Annotated in this window: 19 protein-coding genes; 9 read left to right on the top strand and 10 right to left on the bottom strand. The window is 60.0% G+C overall.

What is annotated here, in order from left to right:
- The first annotated feature begins 97 nt into the window (after positions 1–97).
- Positions 98–634 (top strand): RDD family protein, encoded by a 537-nt coding sequence (locus AC13DJ_RS14800; RefSeq protein WP_022989562.1) that lies wholly within the window; start codon positions 98–100, stop codon positions 632–634.
- Between the two features lie 15 nt (positions 635–649).
- Here the strand turns inward: AC13DJ_RS14800 and lptG are convergent, their stop codons facing one another.
- Together lptG and lptF are read right to left on the bottom strand one after the other, a co-directional pair.
- Positions 650–1,711 carry an LPS export ABC transporter permease LptG gene (gene lptG, locus AC13DJ_RS14805; RefSeq protein ID WP_482933018.1) on the bottom strand — a complete coding sequence of 354 codons (1,062 nt, stop codon included), beginning with the start codon at positions 1,709–1,711 and terminating at the stop codon, positions 650–652.
- Complete coding sequence (gene lptF / locus AC13DJ_RS14810) at positions 1,704–2,807, bottom strand: LPS export ABC transporter permease LptF (protein WP_474541063.1); 1,104 nt, start codon at positions 2,805–2,807, stop codon at positions 1,704–1,706. The genes lptG and lptF overlap by 8 nt, the downstream gene beginning before the upstream one ends.
- 228 nt (positions 2,808–3,035) lie before the next feature.
- On the opposite strand from lptF, the gene AC13DJ_RS14815 reads away from it, so the two are divergent.
- From AC13DJ_RS14815 to AC13DJ_RS14835, 5 genes are all read left to right on the top strand, one after another.
- Entirely contained in the window at positions 3,036–4,526 is a 1,491-nt protein-coding gene (locus tag AC13DJ_RS14815) for a leucyl aminopeptidase (protein WP_482933019.1), read from the top strand.
- On the top strand, positions 4,516–5,028 hold the full coding sequence (locus AC13DJ_RS14820; RefSeq protein ID WP_482933020.1) for a DNA polymerase III subunit chi: 513 nt from the start codon (positions 4,516–4,518) through the stop codon (positions 5,026–5,028). The genes AC13DJ_RS14815 and AC13DJ_RS14820 overlap by 11 nt, the downstream gene beginning before the upstream one ends.
- 405 nt (positions 5,029–5,433) lie before the next feature.
- Complete coding sequence (locus tag AC13DJ_RS14825) at positions 5,434–8,286, top strand: valine--tRNA ligase (protein WP_482933021.1); 2,853 nt, start codon at positions 5,434–5,436, stop codon at positions 8,284–8,286.
- 4 nt (positions 8,287–8,290) lie between these two features.
- Positions 8,291–9,178 carry a ketopantoate reductase family protein gene (locus AC13DJ_RS14830; RefSeq protein WP_482933022.1) on the top strand — a complete coding sequence of 296 codons (888 nt, stop codon included), beginning with the start codon at positions 8,291–8,293 and terminating at the stop codon, positions 9,176–9,178.
- Positions 9,179–9,202: 24 nt separating this feature from the next.
- A complete protein-coding gene (locus tag AC13DJ_RS14835) occupies positions 9,203–9,760 on the top strand; it encodes a cob(I)yrinic acid a,c-diamide adenosyltransferase (RefSeq protein WP_482933023.1) in 558 nt (185 codons plus the stop codon).
- 25 nt (positions 9,761–9,785) lie between these two features.
- Here AC13DJ_RS14835 and AC13DJ_RS14840 read toward each other — a convergent pair whose 3' ends face one another.
- The 3 genes from AC13DJ_RS14840 to AC13DJ_RS14850 form a co-directional block, all read right to left on the bottom strand.
- A complete protein-coding gene (locus AC13DJ_RS14840; RefSeq protein ID WP_482933024.1) occupies positions 9,786–10,673 on the bottom strand; it encodes a histidine kinase in 888 nt (295 codons plus the stop codon).
- Positions 10,674–11,264: a 1,6-anhydro-N-acetylmuramyl-L-alanine amidase AmpD gene (gene ampD, locus AC13DJ_RS14845; RefSeq protein WP_482933025.1), complete on the bottom strand. Its 591-nt coding sequence runs from the start codon at positions 11,262–11,264 to the stop codon at positions 10,674–10,676.
- 85 nt (positions 11,265–11,349) lie between these two features.
- On the bottom strand, positions 11,350–13,608 hold the full coding sequence (locus tag AC13DJ_RS14850) for a DUF1631 domain-containing protein (RefSeq protein WP_482933026.1): 2,259 nt from the start codon (positions 13,606–13,608) through the stop codon (positions 11,350–11,352).
- A gap of 214 nt (positions 13,609–13,822) precedes the next feature.
- On the opposite strand from AC13DJ_RS14850, the gene nadC reads away from it, so the two are divergent.
- Positions 13,823–14,662, top strand: coding sequence for a carboxylating nicotinate-nucleotide diphosphorylase (nadC, locus tag AC13DJ_RS14855; protein ID WP_482933027.1), 840 nt, complete (start codon positions 13,823–13,825; stop codon positions 14,660–14,662).
- 19 nt (positions 14,663–14,681) lie between these two features.
- On the opposite strand, the gene AC13DJ_RS14860 is transcribed toward nadC, so the two are convergent.
- Genes AC13DJ_RS14860 through AC13DJ_RS14880 form a run of 5 tightly spaced genes read right to left on the bottom strand, consistent with a single transcriptional unit; the run spans position 14,682 to position 18,290 of the window.
- Entirely contained in the window at positions 14,682–15,017 is a 336-nt protein-coding gene (locus tag AC13DJ_RS14860; protein WP_022990097.1) for a YqcC family protein, read from the bottom strand.
- Between the two features lie 9 nt (positions 15,018–15,026).
- Entirely contained in the window at positions 15,027–15,824 is a 798-nt protein-coding gene (locus tag AC13DJ_RS14865) for a ParA family protein (RefSeq protein WP_482933028.1), read from the bottom strand.
- Positions 15,825–15,864: 40 nt separating this feature from the next.
- Positions 15,865–16,566 (bottom strand): DnaA regulatory inactivator Hda, encoded by a 702-nt coding sequence (gene hda, locus AC13DJ_RS14870; RefSeq protein ID WP_482933029.1) that lies wholly within the window; start codon positions 16,564–16,566, stop codon positions 15,865–15,867.
- Complete coding sequence (locus AC13DJ_RS14875) at positions 16,563–17,123, bottom strand: CDP-alcohol phosphatidyltransferase family protein (protein ID WP_022990094.1); 561 nt, start codon at positions 17,121–17,123, stop codon at positions 16,563–16,565. The genes hda and AC13DJ_RS14875 overlap by 4 nt, the downstream gene beginning before the upstream one ends.
- 21 nt (positions 17,124–17,144) lie before the next feature.
- Entirely contained in the window at positions 17,145–18,290 is a 1,146-nt protein-coding gene (locus tag AC13DJ_RS14880; protein ID WP_482933030.1) for a DUF2066 domain-containing protein, read from the bottom strand.
- A 192-nt stretch (positions 18,291–18,482) separates the two neighbouring features.
- Between AC13DJ_RS14880 and purM the strand changes: the two genes are divergently transcribed.
- Complete coding sequence (gene purM, locus AC13DJ_RS14885; protein WP_482933031.1) at positions 18,483–19,547, top strand: phosphoribosylformylglycinamidine cyclo-ligase; 1,065 nt, start codon at positions 18,483–18,485, stop codon at positions 19,545–19,547.
- Complete coding sequence (gene purN / locus AC13DJ_RS14890; RefSeq protein WP_482933032.1) at positions 19,544–20,206, top strand: phosphoribosylglycinamide formyltransferase; 663 nt, start codon at positions 19,544–19,546, stop codon at positions 20,204–20,206. The genes purM and purN overlap by 4 nt, the downstream gene beginning before the upstream one ends.
- The last annotated feature ends 21 nt before the right edge of the window (positions 20,207–20,227 follow it).

The following is a 20,227-nucleotide window of genomic DNA, read 5'->3' on the forward strand; positions in this document are numbered from 1 at the left end:
GATACCTTTGAAATAGCAATACTTACATGCGTGTGCAAATCCGCTACTCTAGCACACGCCGAGAACAGGAAAAACGTGAAACCTCACAGGAGACCCCATGCCCCGACGCTTTCATGACGCCGAGCAACTGCTGCCACCGGCAACCGCCCTCAAGCGGGCTCTGGCGATTATTTACGATGGCCTGATCAGTATTGCGGTTCTGCTCGTTGCCACCTGGATTTATACCATGATTGCCGGGTGGATTACGGGCTGGGACAAGTACGAACAAATGGCTGAAGCCGGCCAGCTCTCGGGCGATCCGGGGCTCACCTTCGTGCTCTTCCTGGTGCTGTATCTGTTCTTTGCCTACTTCTGGACCCGCATTGGCCAGACCCTGGGCATGCAGGTATGGCGGGTTCGGATCGAAAACCTGGACGGCACGTCAGTCAGCTGGACCCAAGCCCTGTTTCGTTACGGCACAGCCTCGGCGGTGGTTTTTCTCACCATGCTGGCAAGCCATTACATCGGTACCGTTACCCTGCTGATCAGCGTTCCCGCTATTATCGCCCTGTTCTACCCGATCAACGGACTGTCACTGACCGACCGGGCATCCAACAGCGTTGTGGTTCAGGTAGAAAAAGCCGCGAAAAAGTAAACCTTCAGGGCCGGTTCAGCCGGCCCTTCTCATCAACACTGCACCTACCACGGCATTGATGGCAATCGGCGCCAGCACAGCAATCATGGGATTAAAGCCGTACACCATGCTCATGGGCCCGAGCAGATCCTGCATGTACTTGAACAACAAGCCCACCAGCAAGCCGGTAAACACCCGGAAGCCCATGGTTACAGAACGCAAGGGGCCGAACACAAAGGAAATGGCCACCAGCACCATCACCGCAGTACCCAGCGGCATCAGTGCTTTCTTCCAGAACGCCAGCCAGTACTGTGCCGCAGTCAGCCCCTGCTCCCCCAGATAGGTGGCGTAGGTATACAGGCCACTCATCGACAGGTTTTCCGGCTTCACAATCAGCACACTCAAGACATCCGGAGACAAGCCGGTATCCCAGCGCAGGGTTTCATGGGCTTCCCGCACCGTTTGCTCACCTTCCATGCGGGTCACCGCCACGTTCTCCAGCAACCAGTGATCACCCTGGAACACCGCCCGCTCGGAAAAGCTGGACTGTTCCAGCTGGCGCTGATCATCAAACCGGAACAGCGAAACCCCTACCAGGCCACCATCCGGCTGCACCGCATTCAGATGCATAAAGGTATTACCTTCCCGATGCCAGACACCGTGGGCCGATGCCACATTCTTGCCAGCCCCCAGGGCAATAGCCTTGTCGCTCTGGGCGAGCCGTTTGGTGTTCGGTGCCACGTATTCACCAATTGCCACACCCAGCAACACAATAATCAGCGCCGGCTTCATGGCAGACCAGACAATCCGCTTCAGCGACACCCCGGCGGCGCGAATCACCGTCAGCTCCGACGAACTCGCCATGGCCCCCAGCCCAACCAGGCACCCCATAAACGCCCCGAGCGGCAGGTAATCGTAGATCCTGCGGGGCAAGGTGAGCGCCACGTACCAAAGCGCCTGCACCGTCTGGTAATCGTTGCGGGTGTCTTCCAGCTCGGCAATGAAGGCGAAGATTACGTCCAGCGACAGCACTACCACCATCACCAGGAACATGGCACCACCAACGGTGCGCATTACATAGTTGTCGATCTTACGCACTGGCGCGGCCCTCCTTCTCCAGCCGGCGGCGATGCAGCCAGGCCGGCCCGAAATGCAGCCATAACCCTAGCGCCAGGAACAGCGCGTGCACCCAGAGCATGCCGATCCACTCCGGCACCTTGCCGTCTGCCAGTGCGTCCCGGGCCACGATCAGAAGGCCCAGATAGGTGATGTACACAAGCATTGCGGGCAAAAGATGGAAGAACCGGCCCTGCCGGGGATTCACCCGGCTCAGACGAACCGCCAGCAGGGTAACGATCGGAACGATTAACGGCAGGGAGAAGCGCCAGTGCAACAGGGCGCGATCTTCAAGGTTGTCTGATCGCCAGAGATCCAGCGTACTGATGCCCTCTTCCAGCTCGCGATCACCCGCTTCGCCGGCCTGGATCTTGAGGCCATAGGCCTCGAACCGGGTTACGTTGTAATTCAGCTGCCCCGGCATGCCCTGAAAGCGGCCGCCTTCTTCCAGAATCAGGAACCGGCTGCCGGTTTTCTCGTCGATCAACTGCGAGCCGGTCTCTGCTGTGATCAGGGTAACGCCTTCACCGTTGCGCCCATGCTCGGCAATAAACACACCTTGCAGCTGACGCTTGTCGTCACTGAGCGCTTCGGTATAGGTCACCCGGGTACCGGAGCTGAGATCCTGGAACCGCCCGGGCGCGAGCATTTCAAACTCGGTGGCTTTGCGCTGTTCGTTGAAAATATGCTCCACCTGCTTCATGCCCCAGGGTGAAATAAACAGGCTCATTGCGCCCACCACCAGCATCACCGGCAGCGCACCCACCAGGGTTTTCTGCAGCAGCTCCCGCTCGCTGACACCGCAGGCGAACAGTACCGTCATCTCGCTTTCCAGGTACATCCGGCCGTAGGCCAGCAGAATGCCGATAAACAATCCCAAAGGCAGGATCAGCTCCAGAAAGCCGGGGAAACGGTAGCCCATAATGGCAAACAACACGCCCGCTGCCAGCTCGCCCTCAGCCGCACTCGCCAGGTACTTGATAAACCGGCCGCTCATGAACACCAGCAACAAAATGCCGGAAACAGCAAGCATGCTGACCATGATCTGGCGGATGAGGTAACGGAAAATGATGCTCAAACTGATCTCTCTGGCCGCGCCCTTTCAGGAGATGGAGGATAAGAGGAACTGCGCGTATTCTATGTAACCTTGGGAATGAATGACAGTACAGGAACAACTCGTTAAAGCCATCGTAACGATAAGGCCTTATCGCTTGATTATTCGCGGCTTTGCCCCAATCCTTATTAACATTCGATCAAACCCGCCCGGCGCGGACCTAAACAGAATAACCTGACAACGGGAGTTGCCATGAATTTCAGCCTGAGCAGTAAAGCCATTGCCGCCACCAAAACCGATTGCCTGGTCATCGGCCTCCCCGAAAAAGGTACCTGGCCTGACACCACAACACAGGCAGACGAAACCCTGGGCGGGCTGATCAAGCAACTCGAAAAAGCTGGCGACCTGACCGGCAAGAATGCTTCAGTTAACACCATCCCGCTGGTCGACCAGCCCTGGCAGCGCCTGGTTGTGGTCGGCACCGGCAAAGATGCAGACCGCACACCGGCCAACTTCCGCAAAGCCCTGATCGCCATGATGGGCGCCCTGAAAGACGGCCCGTCCAAAAACGCCCTGATCTGCCTGGCCGACACTGCGCTGCAGGGCGAAGATGCTGTCAGCAACGAAGAAGCGCGCCTGAACCTGATTGGCCGCATCCTGGAAGACCAGCTGTACAGCTTCACCGGCTTCAAGAGCGAAAAGCCTGCTGCCCGCAAGCTCAACAAAGTGACTGTACAGGCCTCCGGTGCCGGCAAAGCCCTGAAAGATGCCTTCAACCTGGGCCTGTCCACCGGCCGCGGCATGAACTTCACCAAGGATCTGGGCAACACCCCGCCCAACATCTGCCACCCGGTATGGCTGGCCGAACAGGCACAGGCCATGGCCAAGGAACACGACTGCATCAAGACCGAAGTGCTTGATGAAAAGCAGATGGAAAAGATGGGTATGAACACCATCCTGGCCGTAGGCAAAGGCTCCAAGCAGCCCCCGCGCCTGATCGTGATGGAATACCGTGGCGGCAAAGCCAAGGACAAGCCCTACGTGCTGGTCGGTAAAGGCATCACCTTCGACACCGGCGGCATCAGCCTCAAGCCCGGCGAAGGCATGGACGAGATGAAATACGACATGGGCGGTTCCGCCAGCGTATTCGGCGCCATGAAAGTACTGGCTGAAACCAGGCCCAAAATCAACGTAGTCGCGGTGATTGCGGCCGCCGAAAACATGCCGGATGGCGGCGCCTCCCGACCGGGCGACATCGTAACCACCCTGAGCGGCATGACCGTTGAAATCCTCAACACCGACGCCGAAGGCCGCCTGGTACTGTGCGACGCCCTCACCTACGTGAAGAAATTTGACCCGGCTGCCGTAGTCGACATGGCCACCCTCACAGGTGCCTGCATCATCGCCCTGGGCAACCACGCCACCGGCCTGCTGTCCAACAACGACGAACTGGCCAACGAACTGCTGGCCGCGGGCGAGCGCACCGGCGACCGCGCCTGGCGCCTGCCGCTCTGGGACGAATACCAGAGCCAGCTCGACAGCAACTTCGCCGACATGGCCAACATCGGCGGCCGCCCGGCCGGCACCATCACCGCGGCCTGCTTCCTGAGCCGCTTCGCCAAAGACTACTCCTGGGCCCATCTGGACATCGCCGGCACCGCCTGGAACTCCGGCAAAGCCAAAGGCGCCACCGGCCGCCCGGTACCCCTGCTGGTCGACTACCTGATGTCCCATGCAGGATAACCAGCCAACCCCTACCCCGGAGCCCGGCAGCCCAGCTGCCGGCCCCTCCGGCCGGGACGAAAAGAACCAACGCTACTGGTTCCATATCCTCGCCCAGAACACCCCCGCCGCCCGCAACCTCCACGCCGCCAAACTCGTGGACAAAGCCTGGCAGCAGGGCGACCGCGTGTGCATCCTCTGCGACACCGAAGACCACGCCAAAGAACTCGACGACCTGCTGTGGAACTTCACCCCCGAAGCCTACATCCCCCACAGCATCGCCAAAGACCCGACTACCCCCTGCACCGACCCTGTCGGCATCCTGCTCTACCCGCCGGCCGCCACGGACTGGGATACCGTTATCGTGCTGTCCTCGACCTTGCCCGACGACGCCGATCAGTACCGCCGCCTGGCGCTGGTGGCCCATAACGATCCGGCGGTATTGAACCTCGCTCGGGGGCATTATAAGCAACTGCGGGTGTTGGGGATTGAGGCTCGGGTGCATGATATGCGGCGGCGGTGATTTTTTTGCCACTAAATCCGCGAAAGGACACTAAAGGTAAAGACTTTTTTGCCACGGAAGACACGGAAAAACACGGAAAGATAAAATTTATTAGCCACGGACACTCACGGAACCACACGGACAGCAAACGAAAAGCAAAACTCACCAGCGACCAGCAAAAAGTTCGACCTGTGGGGTTGGGGACAGGCTTTCCAAAAATTTCGTAGGCCATGGATGGCCGGAGACAAGCGCCACATGGATGTGCCGCAAGGAGCGCTTTTTGGAAAGCCTGTCCCCAACCCCACACTGCACCAAATCAGCAGGCTACGTTTCACAGAGGTTCGCCGCATCAACAGCGACCATGTATAATCGCCCAATTCAGAATTTCTCTATGTGAATCAACCAAAACGGTCACTGCATAATCCCATGGAAAAAACCTACCAGCCAGAAAACATCGAGCGCCAGTGGTACGAAAACTGGGAATCCAAAGGCTATTTCCGCCCCAGCGGAGAAGGCGATTCCTACAGCATCGCCATCCCGCCACCCAACGTGACCGGCAGCCTCCACATGGGCCACGCCTTCCAGCACACCATCATGGACACCCTCACCCGCTTCAAGCGCATGCAGGGCCGTAACGCATTGTGGACCGTCGGCACCGACCACGCCGGCATCGCCACCCAGATGGTGGTTGAGCGCAAACTGGCTGCAGAAGAAGACAAAACCCGCCACGACCTTGGCCGGGAAGAATTCATCAAGCGTATCTGGGACTGGAAAGAGCACTCCGGCGGCACCATCACCCGCCAGATGCGCCGCCTGGGCAACTCCGTGGACTGGAGCAACGAACGCTTCACCATGGACGATGGCTTCTACAAGGCCGTGCAGGAAGTGTTTATCCGTCTGTACGAAGACGGTCTGGTGTACCGCGGCAAGCGGCTGGTGAACTGGGATCCGAAACTGCACACCGCCATCTCTGACCTTGAAGTCGAGAACAAGGAAGAAAAAGGTTTCTTCTGGCACCTGCGGTACCCCCTGGCCGACGGCCAGAAAACCCGGGACGGCAAAGACTACGTGATCGTCGCCACCACCCGCCCGGAAACCATGCTGGGCGACACGGCCGTGGCCGTGCACCCGGACGACAAGCGCTACCAGCACCTGATCGGTCAGCATGTACTGCTGCCACTGGTAAACCGCCGGATTCCCATCGTGGCCGACCACCACGCCGACCCGGAAAAAGGCTCCGGCTGCGTGAAGATCACCCCGGCCCACGACTTCAACGACTACGCTGTGGGCAAGCGCAACAACCTGCCCATGATCAACGTGATGACCCAGGATGCGAATATCCGGGACATCGCCGAGGTCTTCAACTCAGACGGCACCGAGAACACTGACATCGATGGCGCCCTGCCTGCCGCCTACGCTGGCCTGACTCGCGAGGCCGCCCGCAAGCAGATCGTGGCAGACATGGAAGCCGAAGGCCTGGTCGAGAAAATCGAAGACCACGTACTGAGCGTGCCCCGCGGTGACCGCTCCGGCCTGATCATCGAGCCGATGCTCACAGACCAGTGGTTCGCCGATGCCAAGACCCTGGCCAAGCCCGCCATCGAAGCTGTGGAAGACGGCCGCATCCAGTTTGTGCCCAAGCAGTACGAGAACATGTACTTCGCCTGGATGCGCGATATCCAGGACTGGTGTATCTCCCGCCAGCTCTGGTGGGGACACCGGATTCCGGCCTGGTACGATGCCGAAGGCAACATCTATGTGGGCCGTAACGAAGACGAAGTACGCCAGAAACACAACCTGGCGGCAGAACTGGAACTGAAACAGGACGACGACGTTCTGGACACCTGGTTCAGCTCCGCCCTGTGGACCTTTGGCACCCTCGGCTGGCCGGAAATCACCGAGCGCCTGAAAACCTTCCATCCCACCGACGTGCTGGTGACCGGTTTCGACATCATCTTCTTCTGGGTTGCCCGGATGATCATGATGACCATGCACTTCATGAAAAACGAAGATGGTACCCCGCAGGTGCCGTTCAAGACCGTTTACGTGACCGGCCTGATCCGAGACGAGCACGGCGACAAGATGTCCAAGTCCAAGGGCAACGTCATCGACCCGCTGGATATGATTGATGGCATCAGCCTGCCGGACCTGCTTGAGAAGCGCACCGGCAACCTGATGCAGCCGAAGCTGGCCGAGAAAATCGGCAAGCGCACCGAGAAGGAATTCCCGGAAGGTATTACCGCCCACGGCACCGATGCCCTGCGCTTCACCCTGGCCGCCATGGCCACCACCGGCCGTGACATCAACTGGGACATGAAGCGCCTGGAAGGCTACCGAAACTTCTGCAACAAGCTGTGGAACGCCGCCCGCTACGTGTTGATGAACACCGAAGGCGAAGACTGCGGCGTGAACGACGAGCCGGTGGAACTGTCACTGGCTGACCGCTGGATCATCAGCGAATTGCAGCACTGCGAGCAGGAAGTGATCCGCCACCTGGACCAGTACCGCTTCGACCTGGCCGCCTACGCCCTGTACGAGTTCATCTGGAACGAATACTGCGACTGGTACCTGGAGCTGTCCAAGCCGGCCCTGAGTGACGACAACGCCAGCCCCGAAGCCAAGCGCGGCACTCGCCGTACCCTGGTTCGCGTGCTGGAAGCCGTCCTGCGCCTGGCACATCCGATGATGCCGTTCATCACCGAAGAAATCTGGCAGCGCATCGCGCCGCTGGCCGGCAAACAGGGCGACAGCATCATGCTGCAGCCCTACCCGCAGCCGGACGCCAGCAAACAGGACGCCGCCGTGGCCGCGGATATTGAATGGTTGAAAGGGGTGATCGTTGCCGTGCGGAATATTCGCGGTGAGATGAACATCTCTCCGGGCAAGCCGGTGCCGGTGCTACTCAAAGGCGGCAACGCCGACGATCAGCGCCGCCTGAACGACAACCGCCAGTTCCTGATGTCCCTGGCCAAGCTGGAGAAGCTGGAATGGTTCGAGGGCGACAAGGCCCCCATGAGCGCCACCCAGCTGGTGGGCGAAATGGAAGTGCTGGTGCCCATGGCCGGCCTGATCGACAAGGACGCCGAACTCAAGCGCCTGGTCAAGGAGCTGGAGCGCCTGAACAAGGAAATCGGCCGCCTGGAAGGCAAGCTGAACAACGAGAAGTTCACCGCCAAGGCTCCGGCTGAAGTGGTCGAGAAGGAAAAAGAGAAACTGAAGGATGCTCAGGGCAGCCTGCAGCGGCTCAGTGCACAACGGGCTGAAATCGAGGCCATGTAAGGCCATGATTGCCATACTCGGCGCCGGCTCCATGGGCCGGCTCTGGGCCGCAACGCTACCTGCCGGGCAGGTAGCGTTTGTGCCCCGCCCGGGCCAACACCCGGATGAACCTGTCCACTACCGCTTTCAGCCCATCGATGGCAAGCCATTCGGCGTCACTGTTTCCTGGCTTCAACCCGGCCAGTCACCAGGCCTGTTACTGGTAACCACCAAAGCCGGCGATACCCTCGAGGCCCTCACGTCTGCCCTACCCTCAACGCCATCATCAACGCCCATCGTGTTGTTCCAGAATGGACTGGGGAGCCAGCAACAGGTTGCCGAAACCCGGCCTGAAAGGCCTGTGCTCGCGGCCTCCACCACCGAAGGTGCCAACCGGCCGCAGCCAGACCTGACCGTTCACGCCGGTCGCGGTACCACCTGGCTTGGGGCACTTAACCCCGCCGGGAAAGCCCATGTGGAACGGGTGTCGCAACAACTTTCCGCCAGCGGCCTGGCAGTCCAGCCGGAGCCGGATATTCTCGGCAGGCTCTGGCAGAAACTGGTTATCAATGCCGGCATCAACGCCTTTACCGCCCTGCTTGACTGCCCCAACGGTGAGATCCTGGGCCAGCCGTTCTATCTGAAATGGATTGATCTTTTGTGCCAGGAAATCAGCCAGCTTCTGGATGCCGCGGGGCAACCTTCAGCTGCACCGGAAATCCTGCGGGAAACCATCGAAGCCGTGGCCCGGAAAACCGCTGCAAACACGTCGTCGATGCGGGCTGATATGCTGGCGGGAAGAGAAACCGAGATAGACTTCATCAACGGCTACCTTGCCCGTCTGGGCCATCGATACAACATTGCCGCACCGGTAAACCAAATGCTCACCGAACGGGTAAAACAACTCAACTGATCACTACAGAAGGGAGTTCAAACCATGGGCAATCGCCTGTCAAAGATCTACACCCGCACCGGAGACGATGGCTCTACCGGCCTGGCCGATGGCAACCGGATTGCCAAGAACGCCCAGCGAGTGGAAGCGATGGGAACCGCCGATGAGCTGAACTGCCATATCGGTATTCTGGTGGAAACCTTACCGGCGGAGGACGCGCTGATTGAGGTACTTCGCCGCATCCAGCACCACCTGTTCGATCTGGGCGGGGAATTTGCCATTCCGGGCAGCAAAGTCATCGGGGATGACCACATCACCTGGCTGGAAACCACGCTGGACCATTACAACGAAGGCCTGCCTCCCCTGAAGAATTTCATCCTGCCCGGCGGCTCCACTGCTGCGGCTCATTGCCACATGGCCCGCGCTGTTTGCCGGCGCGCCGAGCGGGTAGTTGTGGCCCTGGGCCACGAAGACTCCATCAACACCGCCTCCCGCCACTACCTGAACCGGCTGTCTGACCTACTGTTCGTAGTTGCGCGGGTACTGGCCCGCCTAGACGGCGCCCAGGAAATTCTCTGGGAGCAAAAAAAATCCGGCCTCTGAGGGCCGGATTCCTGCCTGCCGGGCATCATACAATCCCGGCAATCACCAACAGCGCGATGGCGCAGATCCACACCAGCATGCTGCGGCTGAGCAAATCCCGCATGGCCCGAATGCTACGGCCACCGAATTTCGGCCAGTCATCCGCGTATACCTGGCCGAACCGTTCCGGATCCAGGGCATAGCCCGTCAGGGAACCGCTGGCAGCGGTCATCAGCACACTGTCTGCCGGCTTGCCGAACCCCGGTACCACCAGACGGATGGATCGCGACCAGCCCGCCAGGTCCCCAGCCACGCCAAAGGTACAAGCCAGCAAACGAGACGGCACCCAGGCGGTAATGTCTGCCGCGATGGCAAAGCGCTGCCGGGCCGCCGGCTGGGGCCACTGCTCTGCCAGTGCCACCAGTCCACGGGCAATGACTGCCAGCCAGATTCCACCAACCACATACCAGAACACCACCAGGAAAAACCGCTCGAACACCGATACCATCAAGGCACGGGAAACCGACAAATGCATCACTTCTGCGCTTTGCGCACTGCCCCGCTCATCCTCCGGCAAACGGTCTTCGATATGATGCCAGGCGCCCTGCATGTCACCGCGGCCCCAGGCCTCGGTGTAGGCCTCCAATACGGGGCGCCAGCCGGGCACGCCCATCATCAGAACCAGAACGATCAGTTCCACGGGGTAAACCACAACACGAATACCACCGTAACCGGCCGCCAGAACCAGGGCCCCCAATAACACGGCGGGGCCGAGAACCAGTAAAAGGCCTAAAAACAGGGAACCCTCTTTGCCGGCCTTGCTGCGGGTTCCTATATGCAGCCAGGATCGCCACAGGTCGTCACTGGATAACAGACCGAGCCGATCAAGGCGCTGCCGGATCACATAGGCGAGCAGAAAAACCACCAGTACCATTCAGGCATTCTCCGTTGTGCTTAAAACGCGATGGAAGTGCGCCCACTGGAAGGCCTCACCGGGGTCCGTCTTTCTGCCCGGGGCAATATCGCAGTGGCCGGTAATCCGCTCTGCCGTAATCGCAGGCCAGGCTGCCCGAACCAGGGCAGCCAGTCGGGCCAGGGACTGATACTGGGCATCGGTGTAGGGCACGTCGTCTGCCCCTTCCAGTTCGATACCGATGGAAAAGTCATTGCACTCTTCCTCGCCCTCAAAACAGGAGCGCCCGGCATGCCAGGCGCGGTCGAGGCAGCTGACAAACTGAACCACCGAGCCGTCTCTGCAGATAAGCCCATGGGCGGAAACCTGCAAATCTGCAATGGTCTGGAAATAGGGATGGGCGTGAGGATCCAGCCGGTTACAGAAGAATTCCTCGATATGGCCACCGCCAAACTCGCCCGGCGGCAAGCTGATGTTGTGTACCACCAGTAACGAAATGGCAACACCCTCGGGGCGGGGGCCGAAATTCGGGGAAGGACACCAGCGGACATCCGGGAACCGGCCCGTCGTTCGAAGCTGTTCGACCCGGGCGTTGAAGTGTTGATCAGGCAATGTGCATCCAGATACGCAATGGGTGACTCGATCCGGAGATTGAATCACAAAGTCCATTCCGATGCCACGGAGTCGCCTGCAGCGGTCAGTCCTTGCGACTGTAACGCAGGTTGTCGATGATGGATTCCAGGGCCCGGTCAAAAATCAGGCCATCGTCCAGCATGCCGACCAAACCGGTCTGCATGGCTGTCGCCAGTTCTTCCCGCTGATACTCGGCCACCTTGGCACCACTGCGGTTCACGAAGATGTACTTGCCGGTAGCCTTGATAAACGCTGCCAGCTTGCAACGCAGGCGGGTGTCTTCGTCGCGCTTGAGCTCCACCCAGGAACCAACCCGCATCTGATCCGCCCGGGCAAGCCATTCCGGATCAATGGAAGCTTCGGGCTCCGGCTCTGGCGCAACGTCCGGCTGGGGAACAGGCTCCGGAGCCAAGGCGACTTCTGGCTCGGCCTGGACAGCCGGCTCAGGTTCTGAAACCTCAGGCAGCTCGTCCATAACCGGCTCGTCTTCAACCTCTACCGGTGCGGTTACCAGCTTCTGGAACGCACCTACGTGGGCCAGTTCCAGATCGCGAACGGCATTGTCGGTAGCAAACGGATCCCAGGAAATTTCCTTGAGCGCTGCCCGCAGGTCTTCCACAACGCCCGGAATCGCCCTCAGCAACTCGGCACGGGTAGAATCGGTAATCGGGCTCGGGTCTACCGTCCAGATCAGCCGTGTGGCCAGTTCGCAGGCATCTTGCCACTGAGGGCTTTCTTCGCCCTGACGCAGCATGATCCACTGCAGATAGCGGGTGCACGGGCCGTCCAGCAATGCTCGGATAGCCTCGGGAATGTCCCGGCCTTCGGCCTGCTCCAGCATGACATCTTTTGCCGCCTGGCTTGCCCTTTCCTGCCGTGCCCGGCCCTCTTCGGCATCACGCAAGCGCTGCTCGACCAGCTCACGGCGGCGACGGTCCAGGTCCATGAAGTGGCCGAAGTCTTTCAGCAGTTCTTCAAACAGGTCGACGCTGTCGGTGAACTCTGCCAGCACCCGGCCGACCACTTCTTCGATTTTTTCCCGCAGCGGGTCACGCATGCCCGGCCGCTTTTCATTCCAGCCGATTGCCGCCAGCGCCAGTTCGTTCAGCAGCTTGCGCGCCGGATGACCACCGCGGTTGAAGAAATTGCGGTCGCTCAGGGCAACTTTCAGCACCGGGATCTGCAACCGGCCAATCAGCGACTTCATCACCGGGTGCAGCTGACGGTCGTCCAGGATGAAGTCAAACAACATGCCCACCAGGTTGATCACATCGCTGTCGACCTGGGTGACAGAAACGCTGGAACCTTCAGCGGGCTGTAATACCGGCTGCAGCTGCTCCCGCAGGGGCATAACCTGCTCAACCTGTGCCTCATCCCGGCTGAGTGCCTGCAGCTCGGTCAGGCGAGCCAGCAAACGACTGGTGTCCAGCACATTGCCGCCAGCGGCGGGCCGGGAAACAACACCGGCATCGCCACCCTGCCGCAGCAAAGCGCTCAATTCGTTGAAGGTAGCACTGGCCAGCTGGCTGCCGGCATCGTCGGCAGGAGCCTGGGGCATTGCCTCGGCCTGCTGCGGCGCGGCGGGCGGAACCGGCTGACTGGCTGGCCTTGAAGGCGCCGGCGCACGGCCGACCGGGGCATTCTTCATACCCGGCATCACGCCTTCGGAAATCAGTGTCTGGTTACATTTCTGGTAGAACTGCTCCAGCTTGTCTGCCAGCAAGCGCTCGAACAGTTTCAGGACAACCAGCTTGGCCCGGATATCAATATCCAGGTCTGAACAGGCTTCAGCGATACCGCCGCAAATAACCTCGGCGCTCAGGGGAATCTGGTCATCAGCCAGCTCCAGCTCGGGAACCAGGTGCCGTACCCGGGCCGCAAGCATGCGAACCTGCTCCTGGTGGCGGTTACGCAGGCGATTGGTCAGGCTTTCAACGGCTACCTGCTCTTCAAGCTCGGAATGCTCGACCAGGCTCAGGGTGTCCTGGTTAACCTCTTCCAGGGAGCCGCCGGAACGCACCGGCTTGAACCGGCCCAGCTCGTTAAAGGCCTGGCTGACATACTGCAATACGGAAAGGGACATCGCCCGGCGGCGCAGCCGGAGCTCCCGCATGGCATCAAAATAGGCGGATTGATCTTTGTTGGAACCGGCACGGTCGGCCAGGGAGAACAGGCTGTCGTCCGCCTGCTCGAAAAAGCTGGCGAGTACGGTTTTCAGTTCCTGACCCGCAGTGTCACGCAACCTGACCAATGCAGCAGGCAACGTAAACCGGCCCGCCGGCCTGTGGCCAGCTAATCGGACAACCTTGCTATCGTGCGCCATGGACGTGCTCCGGGATCGAATCTGCGTGACAAACTTATATTACTCCGCAGCTCTATGATACGACCAGTTGCCGTCACCTTGTGTCAGTTTTTGTCACCATTTGTTTCCAACACAAGACGTTGAAATTCATGGTGACATTTTGTGAATTGCCGGGGTAGCAGTAGAATTGCCCCGCAGCCGTTAATTCCACCCCACTGACCAGCGGAAAAACACCATGATTGCCCCCGAACTGCTCCGACAGGCCCGTATTGAATCCGTAGCCCACAGCCTCCGGGAAGACATCGGGGACGGCGACATCACCGCCATGCTGATTCCGGCAGACAAAACCGCCCGCGGCCGGGTCATCACCCGCGAGAACGCCAGGCTGGCCGGTGTGGAGTGGGTCAACGAAGTCTTCCGGCAGGTAGACCCGGGCGTAGAGCTGGAGTGGCTGTTCAGGGACGGCGACGATGTGCCGGCCGATGCTGTACTGTTCCGCATGCAGGGCCCTGCCCGCTCGCTACTGACGGCTGAGCGGTCTGCCCTGAACTGGCTGCAGACACTCTCTGCAGTCGCCACCCAGTGCGCCGGCTACGCGGCCAGGGTTGCCCATACCAAGGTACGCTTGCTGGATACCCGAAAGACCCTGCCCGGCCTGCGGCTGGCGCAAAAATACGCGGTGACCTGTGGCGACTGTGACAACCACCGGATCGGCCTGTGGGACGCTTTCCTGATCAAGGAAAACCACATCGCGGCCTGTGGCTCTATCGCACGGGCCGTTGCTGAAGCGCACCGCATTGCGCCGGGCAAACCGGTTGAGGTGGAAACCGAGAATATGGACGAGTTCACCCAGGCCCTGGACGCCGGTGCCGACATTATCATGCTGGACGAGTTTTCACTGGAGGATATGGTTGAAGCGGTCAAGCTGACTGCAGGCCGCGCCAGGCTTGAAGCCTCCGGCGGCATTAATGAGCAAACCCTGATGCCAATTGCCGAGACCGGAGTGGACTACATTTCGATCGGCGCCCTGACCAAAGACGTCAAGGCCATCGACCTGTCGATGCGGCTGGAATAACCCGGCCCGTTACCCATGCTCAGGACCGGGTCAGCAACCGGTCCATTTCTTCCAGCGCCTTCACCAGGCCCTGCCCGGATTCCGGACGCCCCCGGAAATGCTCTTCCGCCATGGGCGCAATCCCGGACGCAGACGGCAGCGGATGATTGTGCTCAACCAGCACTTTCATGCGCTCCAGAAACACAAACTGCAGCCACTGCGGAAACTCCATGGTATCCAGGCAAAATGGCTGGGTGCTCTGAAACGCCTCTTGTGGTGGCGGCTCGGCCTGCCAGACTCCCAGCTGCCGGAGTTCGATCTCTATCTGCAGCAGTCCGTCAGTCAGCAGGTCGAGGTGTTGGTTTTCGTCACTCATGGGTTCTGATCAATCCTGAAGCGGTTCCAGCTCCACCGACTCCCCGTGCAGCACCCTGTAGAGGTCTTCGAACTGACGGGTCAGGCCGTGTTTCGGAGCCATATGAATGAGTGGCTGCCGCCTCTGGTGGGATTCTTTCATCTTCACCGAGCTGGAAAGCCTCACCGGCAATACCGGCAAACCTTCCTCCAGCAGCTCTTTAACCAGCTGTCGCGGCAAGCTGGCCCGGGGCTGGAACTGGTTGGCAATGATACCTTCAACCACCAGTTCTTCGTTATGATCTTCCTGCAACTCCCGGATTTCGTTGAGAATGTTATAAAGCGCCTGGCGGGAGAAATCGTCGCAATCAAACGGAATCAGGCAACGCTGGGCCGCAATCAGCGCCGAACGGGTATAGAAATTCAGGGCCGGGGCTGTGTCGATGTAGATTTCATCGAACGACTCGCTGAGTTTTTTCAGATACTCCCGCAACTTGTAGATCTTGTGCTTGGCTTCAAGCTTGCGCTCGAGAAAATCCAGTTCCGGACTGGACGGCAGCACAAACAGGTTATCAAACGGCGTGGCATGCACAAACTCGTCCGGGCGCCGGTTGAACATGCTGAACGCCACGGTTTGCTCCATCAGGTCCGCCACGGTATCCCGCAGTTCAGATGCAGGCTTGCCGAGCAGGTAATGACTGGAGTTGCCCTGTGGATCCAGGTCTACCACCAGCGTGCGCTTGCCCCGGGCCGCACTGATGGCCGCCAGGTTACAGGTGATGCTGGACTTGCCCACACCACCTTTCTGATTGAATACAACCCGTCTCATGTTGTCTCTCCAGTAAACACTTGTAGTTATTGATCTGTGACTACCAGCCCATCACGGTTTTAACAAAGGGGATGGTGAGCCGGCGCTGGGCCTGCAGCGAGTTCTCATCGAGAGAATCCAGGATGGCCAGCAGCTCGCCCAGCCTTCGGGGAGCCCGGCGCATGATGAAGCTGGCGACTTCGTCGGTCATCACCATGCCTCGCTGTTCCGCCCGGGCCACCAGGATGCGCATGCGGTCTTCATCCCGGTACACGCCCAGCTGCACCAGCAGGCCGTGGGCCAGCCGGGAACCGAGATCCGCCAGGCCAAAGGGTAACGAGGCGGGCACTTCCGACATCGACACCACTAACAAACCGCGGCGATCCAGGATCCGGTTATACAGATGGAACACCGCCTCTTCCCAGCGAGGATCGCCCGCCAGCTTGTCCAGGTCATCCAGACAGACTACATGACGGGTCTCTAACCCCGATAATGCATCCGGGCCAAATGGCAACAACTCTTCGATGCTGATACACACGGCACTCTGGCCAAGCTGCTCTGCCTTGTGGCAGACCGCCTGTAACAGATGGCTTTTGCCGGTATCGGAATCGCCACAGATCACCATCACCGGCAGGTCGTGGTTTTGCTCACACAGGGTTTCCAGCCTGCGGGCGGCATCGCGGTTACGGTCGCCGTGGAAATTGTCAAAGCGGGCATCGTCACGCAGCCGGACACCTAGGGCCATCTGGGAGGCAGTAGTCATGATCGCTTCATCCTTAAGGCCCGCAAGCTCCATACAATCACATAGTGGCAGCCGCTGAAGATGGCAGAACCCGCCACCAGCCAGACGCCCGCATCAATCACCCAGGGCTGCATCGGCCAGCCCGCCAGCAGGATGATAATGGCCAGGGCCACCAGGATCTGCACCAGCGTGTTGATCTTGCCGGGCACACTCGGCGCCATTTCGAACCGGCCAATGCCGTAATGAAACGCCAATGCCCCGCCAACAATCGCAATATCCCGCGCCAGAACCAGCACAAACAGCCACACCGGCAGGATACCGGTGATGGTAAGCATCAGGTAGGTGGTAATCAGTAACGCCTTGTCGGCCAGGGGGTCAGCAATGGCCCCTACCCGCGTGCGCCAGTTGAAATAGCGGGCGAGAAAGCCATCAACGCCATCGCTGATGGCAGCCACGAGGAAAATCAGCAATGACAACCGGTAGTTGCCATCCAGCAGCGCACCTGCAAACGGAATGATCAACACCATCCGCATGAAAGTCAGGGCATTGGGAATCCAGCGCCACTGTGTTGATTTCACCCGGCTGCCTCCGTCAATTTATCAGCCGTCTTCACCACTGCTGACAACCGGGGACGGCTGCCAGCGATAGTTAAGCACCTGATAGAGGGATTCAAAGGCCTGTTCGGCATCCTGCTCATCGGCGGGCTGCGTCTGTTCGGACTCACCTTCAACCGGTACAAAGCGCGGATCAAGCGCAATGTACTCTTTCAGCTGCTCCAGCTCGCCGGTAAACGCAATCCGCGCGGTCAGCCGTTCGCCGCGAATGCGGGCAGCACTCACCGAGACTACCGGTGTCAGGCCTTCAAGCACCTTGTTGATCCGCCCGTAGTCCGCCAGTGTGGATACCCCGTCAAACACCACGTCCACCTTGGGCGAGTCCCCGATTTCACCGGCTGAAACCGCATAGCGGCTGGCGTACCGCTCCGCCCAGTGATCGACCACCGCCTGGGCCAGGTCATCCGGATTACCGGCAGATACCGAACGCTCGGCAGCGTCCATACCCATGCCGTCCACAACCCAGCCGGCGCGCCACTGGCCGCCAGAGCGGCTCACCCGGACCAGGGCAAGGACGTCATAGGAGACATCTTCAGATGCCTTCTGGATGCGCCCGATAAATTGCCCCCAAAGATCAGACAGCAACGCCCGGTCACTGCCCTGGTTCTCGGACGGAAATTCGATCGGCAAGCCCCGGACACCAGCCGCCTGCCGGAACGCATCACGCCACTCGGCACCGGCGCCGGAGCGGGTCAGCAAACTGCGACTACCGCGATCCTCTACCGCCACCCAGGCGAGGGTCAGTGGGCGGTTAGCACCCCAGACCGGCGCACCAATCGAGGCCAGGGCCCGGTTAACGCCAACGGCACCAAAACTCATCCGCAGCCGTGACTGGCCAGCCTCGCTGCCAACCTGGTAGGCCTGCAACAGGCTTTCCGCCTCGGACAACACCTGATCAATGCCTTCTCGCTGCAATACATCCCGACTGCCGGACACCCGCACCATTACCTGGCGCAGACCATCGGCATAGCCCTGCTGCAACGCGGCGGAAGAGCCGCCCTGCACCGGAACGTCGGCGTTGTACAGCCCGGATACAGAGACTGCCGCGGCCGGAGTGGCCAGGGCCAGCAATGCAGACAATACTGGCCAAAGCAGCCAAGGCCTGGAATTTTTCCGTCGTGATTCAGTCATGTAACACCCTGCCGTTCCCATGAATGGCGCACAGGATACACCATCACCATTGACTAGAGTAGCAAGAGCCCCTGTTGCAGGTTCGCAATAAAGGCAGGCAATTCCCGAGACTAAGCGGGAATTCCATTTGGAGCCCCCGTGCGCACCTGTTAAAATCCGCCGCTTGACCCACAGGCCAACGGTTAACATTCCATGAGCGAACAGAAGCCCTCCCTTACCTATCGTGACGCCGGCGTTGATATCGATGCCGGCAACGAACTGGTCAACCGCATCAAGAATACCGCAGCCAGGACCCGTCGTCCTGAAGTGCTCGGCGGTCTTGGCGGTTTTGGTGCGATGGTATCCATCCCGGCAGGTTACAAGGAGCCGGTACTGGTATCCGGCACCGATGGCGTGGGCACCAAGCTTCGCCTTGCCATGCAGCTGCAAAAGCACGACAGCATCGGTATCGACCTGGTGGCGATGTGCGTGAACGACCTGGTCGTTGGCGGTGCCGAGCCCCTGTTCTTCCTGGATTACTACGCCACCGGCAATCTGAATGTCGACATTGCAGCCCAGGTAGTAGAAGGCATCGGTAAAGGCTGCGAGCTTTCCGGCTGTGCCCTGGTAGGCGGTGAAACTGCCGAAATGCCGGGCATGTATGAGGGCGACGACTACGACCTGGCCGGCTTCTGCGTAGGCGTGGCCGAGCGCAGCGAGATCATCGATGGCAGCCGTGTACAGCCAGGCGATGTACTGCTGGCCCTGGGCTCCTCCGGCCCGCATTCCAACGGCTACTCGCTGATCCGCAAGATCATCGAAGTCAGCAACGCGGACCTCAGCCAGCCCATGGGTGACAGCACCCTGGCCGATGCGCTGATGGCCCCGACCCGCATTTACGTGAAAAACCTGCTGCAACTTATCCGCGAAGTCGATGTGCGCGCACTGTGCCACATCACCGGTGGCGGCCTGCCGGAAAACATTCCCCGGGTACTGCCGGCCGGCACCGTTGCCGCCATCGATACCCGCAGCTGGGAACTGCCCCCGGTGTTCCAGTGGCTGCAGGACGCAGGCGGCGTGGCCGCTGAAGAAATGTACCGCACCTTCAACTGTGGTATTGGCATGATCGTGTGTGTACCGGCTGACCAGAAAGACCTGGCCGTCGATACCCTCAATGCCATGGGCGAGAAAGTCTGGCAGGTTGGCGTTATGGAAGCCGCCGATGCCAGTGATGCCGAGCCGAAGGTGCGCTACGCACCGGAGCTGCTGAAGGCATGATGGCAGACCCAGCACCGCTACCGACCATTGTTGTTCTGGCTTCGGGCAGCGGCACCAACCTTCAGGCCCTGATAGACGCCAGCCGTGAACGGGATTTCCCCGGCGAAATCCTCGCCGTTGGCTGCAACCGCCCCGGTGCCTTCGCGCTGGAGCGGGCAGCCCAGGCAAACATCAAAACCTTCGTGGTGGACCATAAGAAGTATGGTTCCCGCGAAGAGTTTGATGGCGCCCTGATGGCCGAGCTGCGCCGCCTGAACCCGGACGTGATCGTACTGGCCGGCTTCATGCGCATCCTGACCGCCGACTTTGTGCGGGCATTCCGGGGCCGGATACTGAACATCCACCCTTCCCTGCTGCCAGCCTATACCGGCCTGAATACCCACCAGCGGGTGCTCGATGCCGGCGACAAGGTACACGGCGTATCCATTCACTTCGTTACCGAAGAACTCGATGGTGGCCCGGTAATCGCACAGGCCGAAGTCGCGGTTCAATCGGACGACGATGCAGAATCACTGGCCGAGCGGGTACAGCAGCAGGAACATGTGCTTTACCCCATTGTGGTGCGCTGGTTCTGCGAAGGCCGCATTCAGCTGACCGCCGACGGCGTCCAGTTTGACGGCAAACTTCTGCAACACCCCATGCGGCTGACAGCCAGCTGAACAGATTGTCATCCTCCTGAG

The organism is Marinobacter sp. L-46, assembly GCF_056859535.1.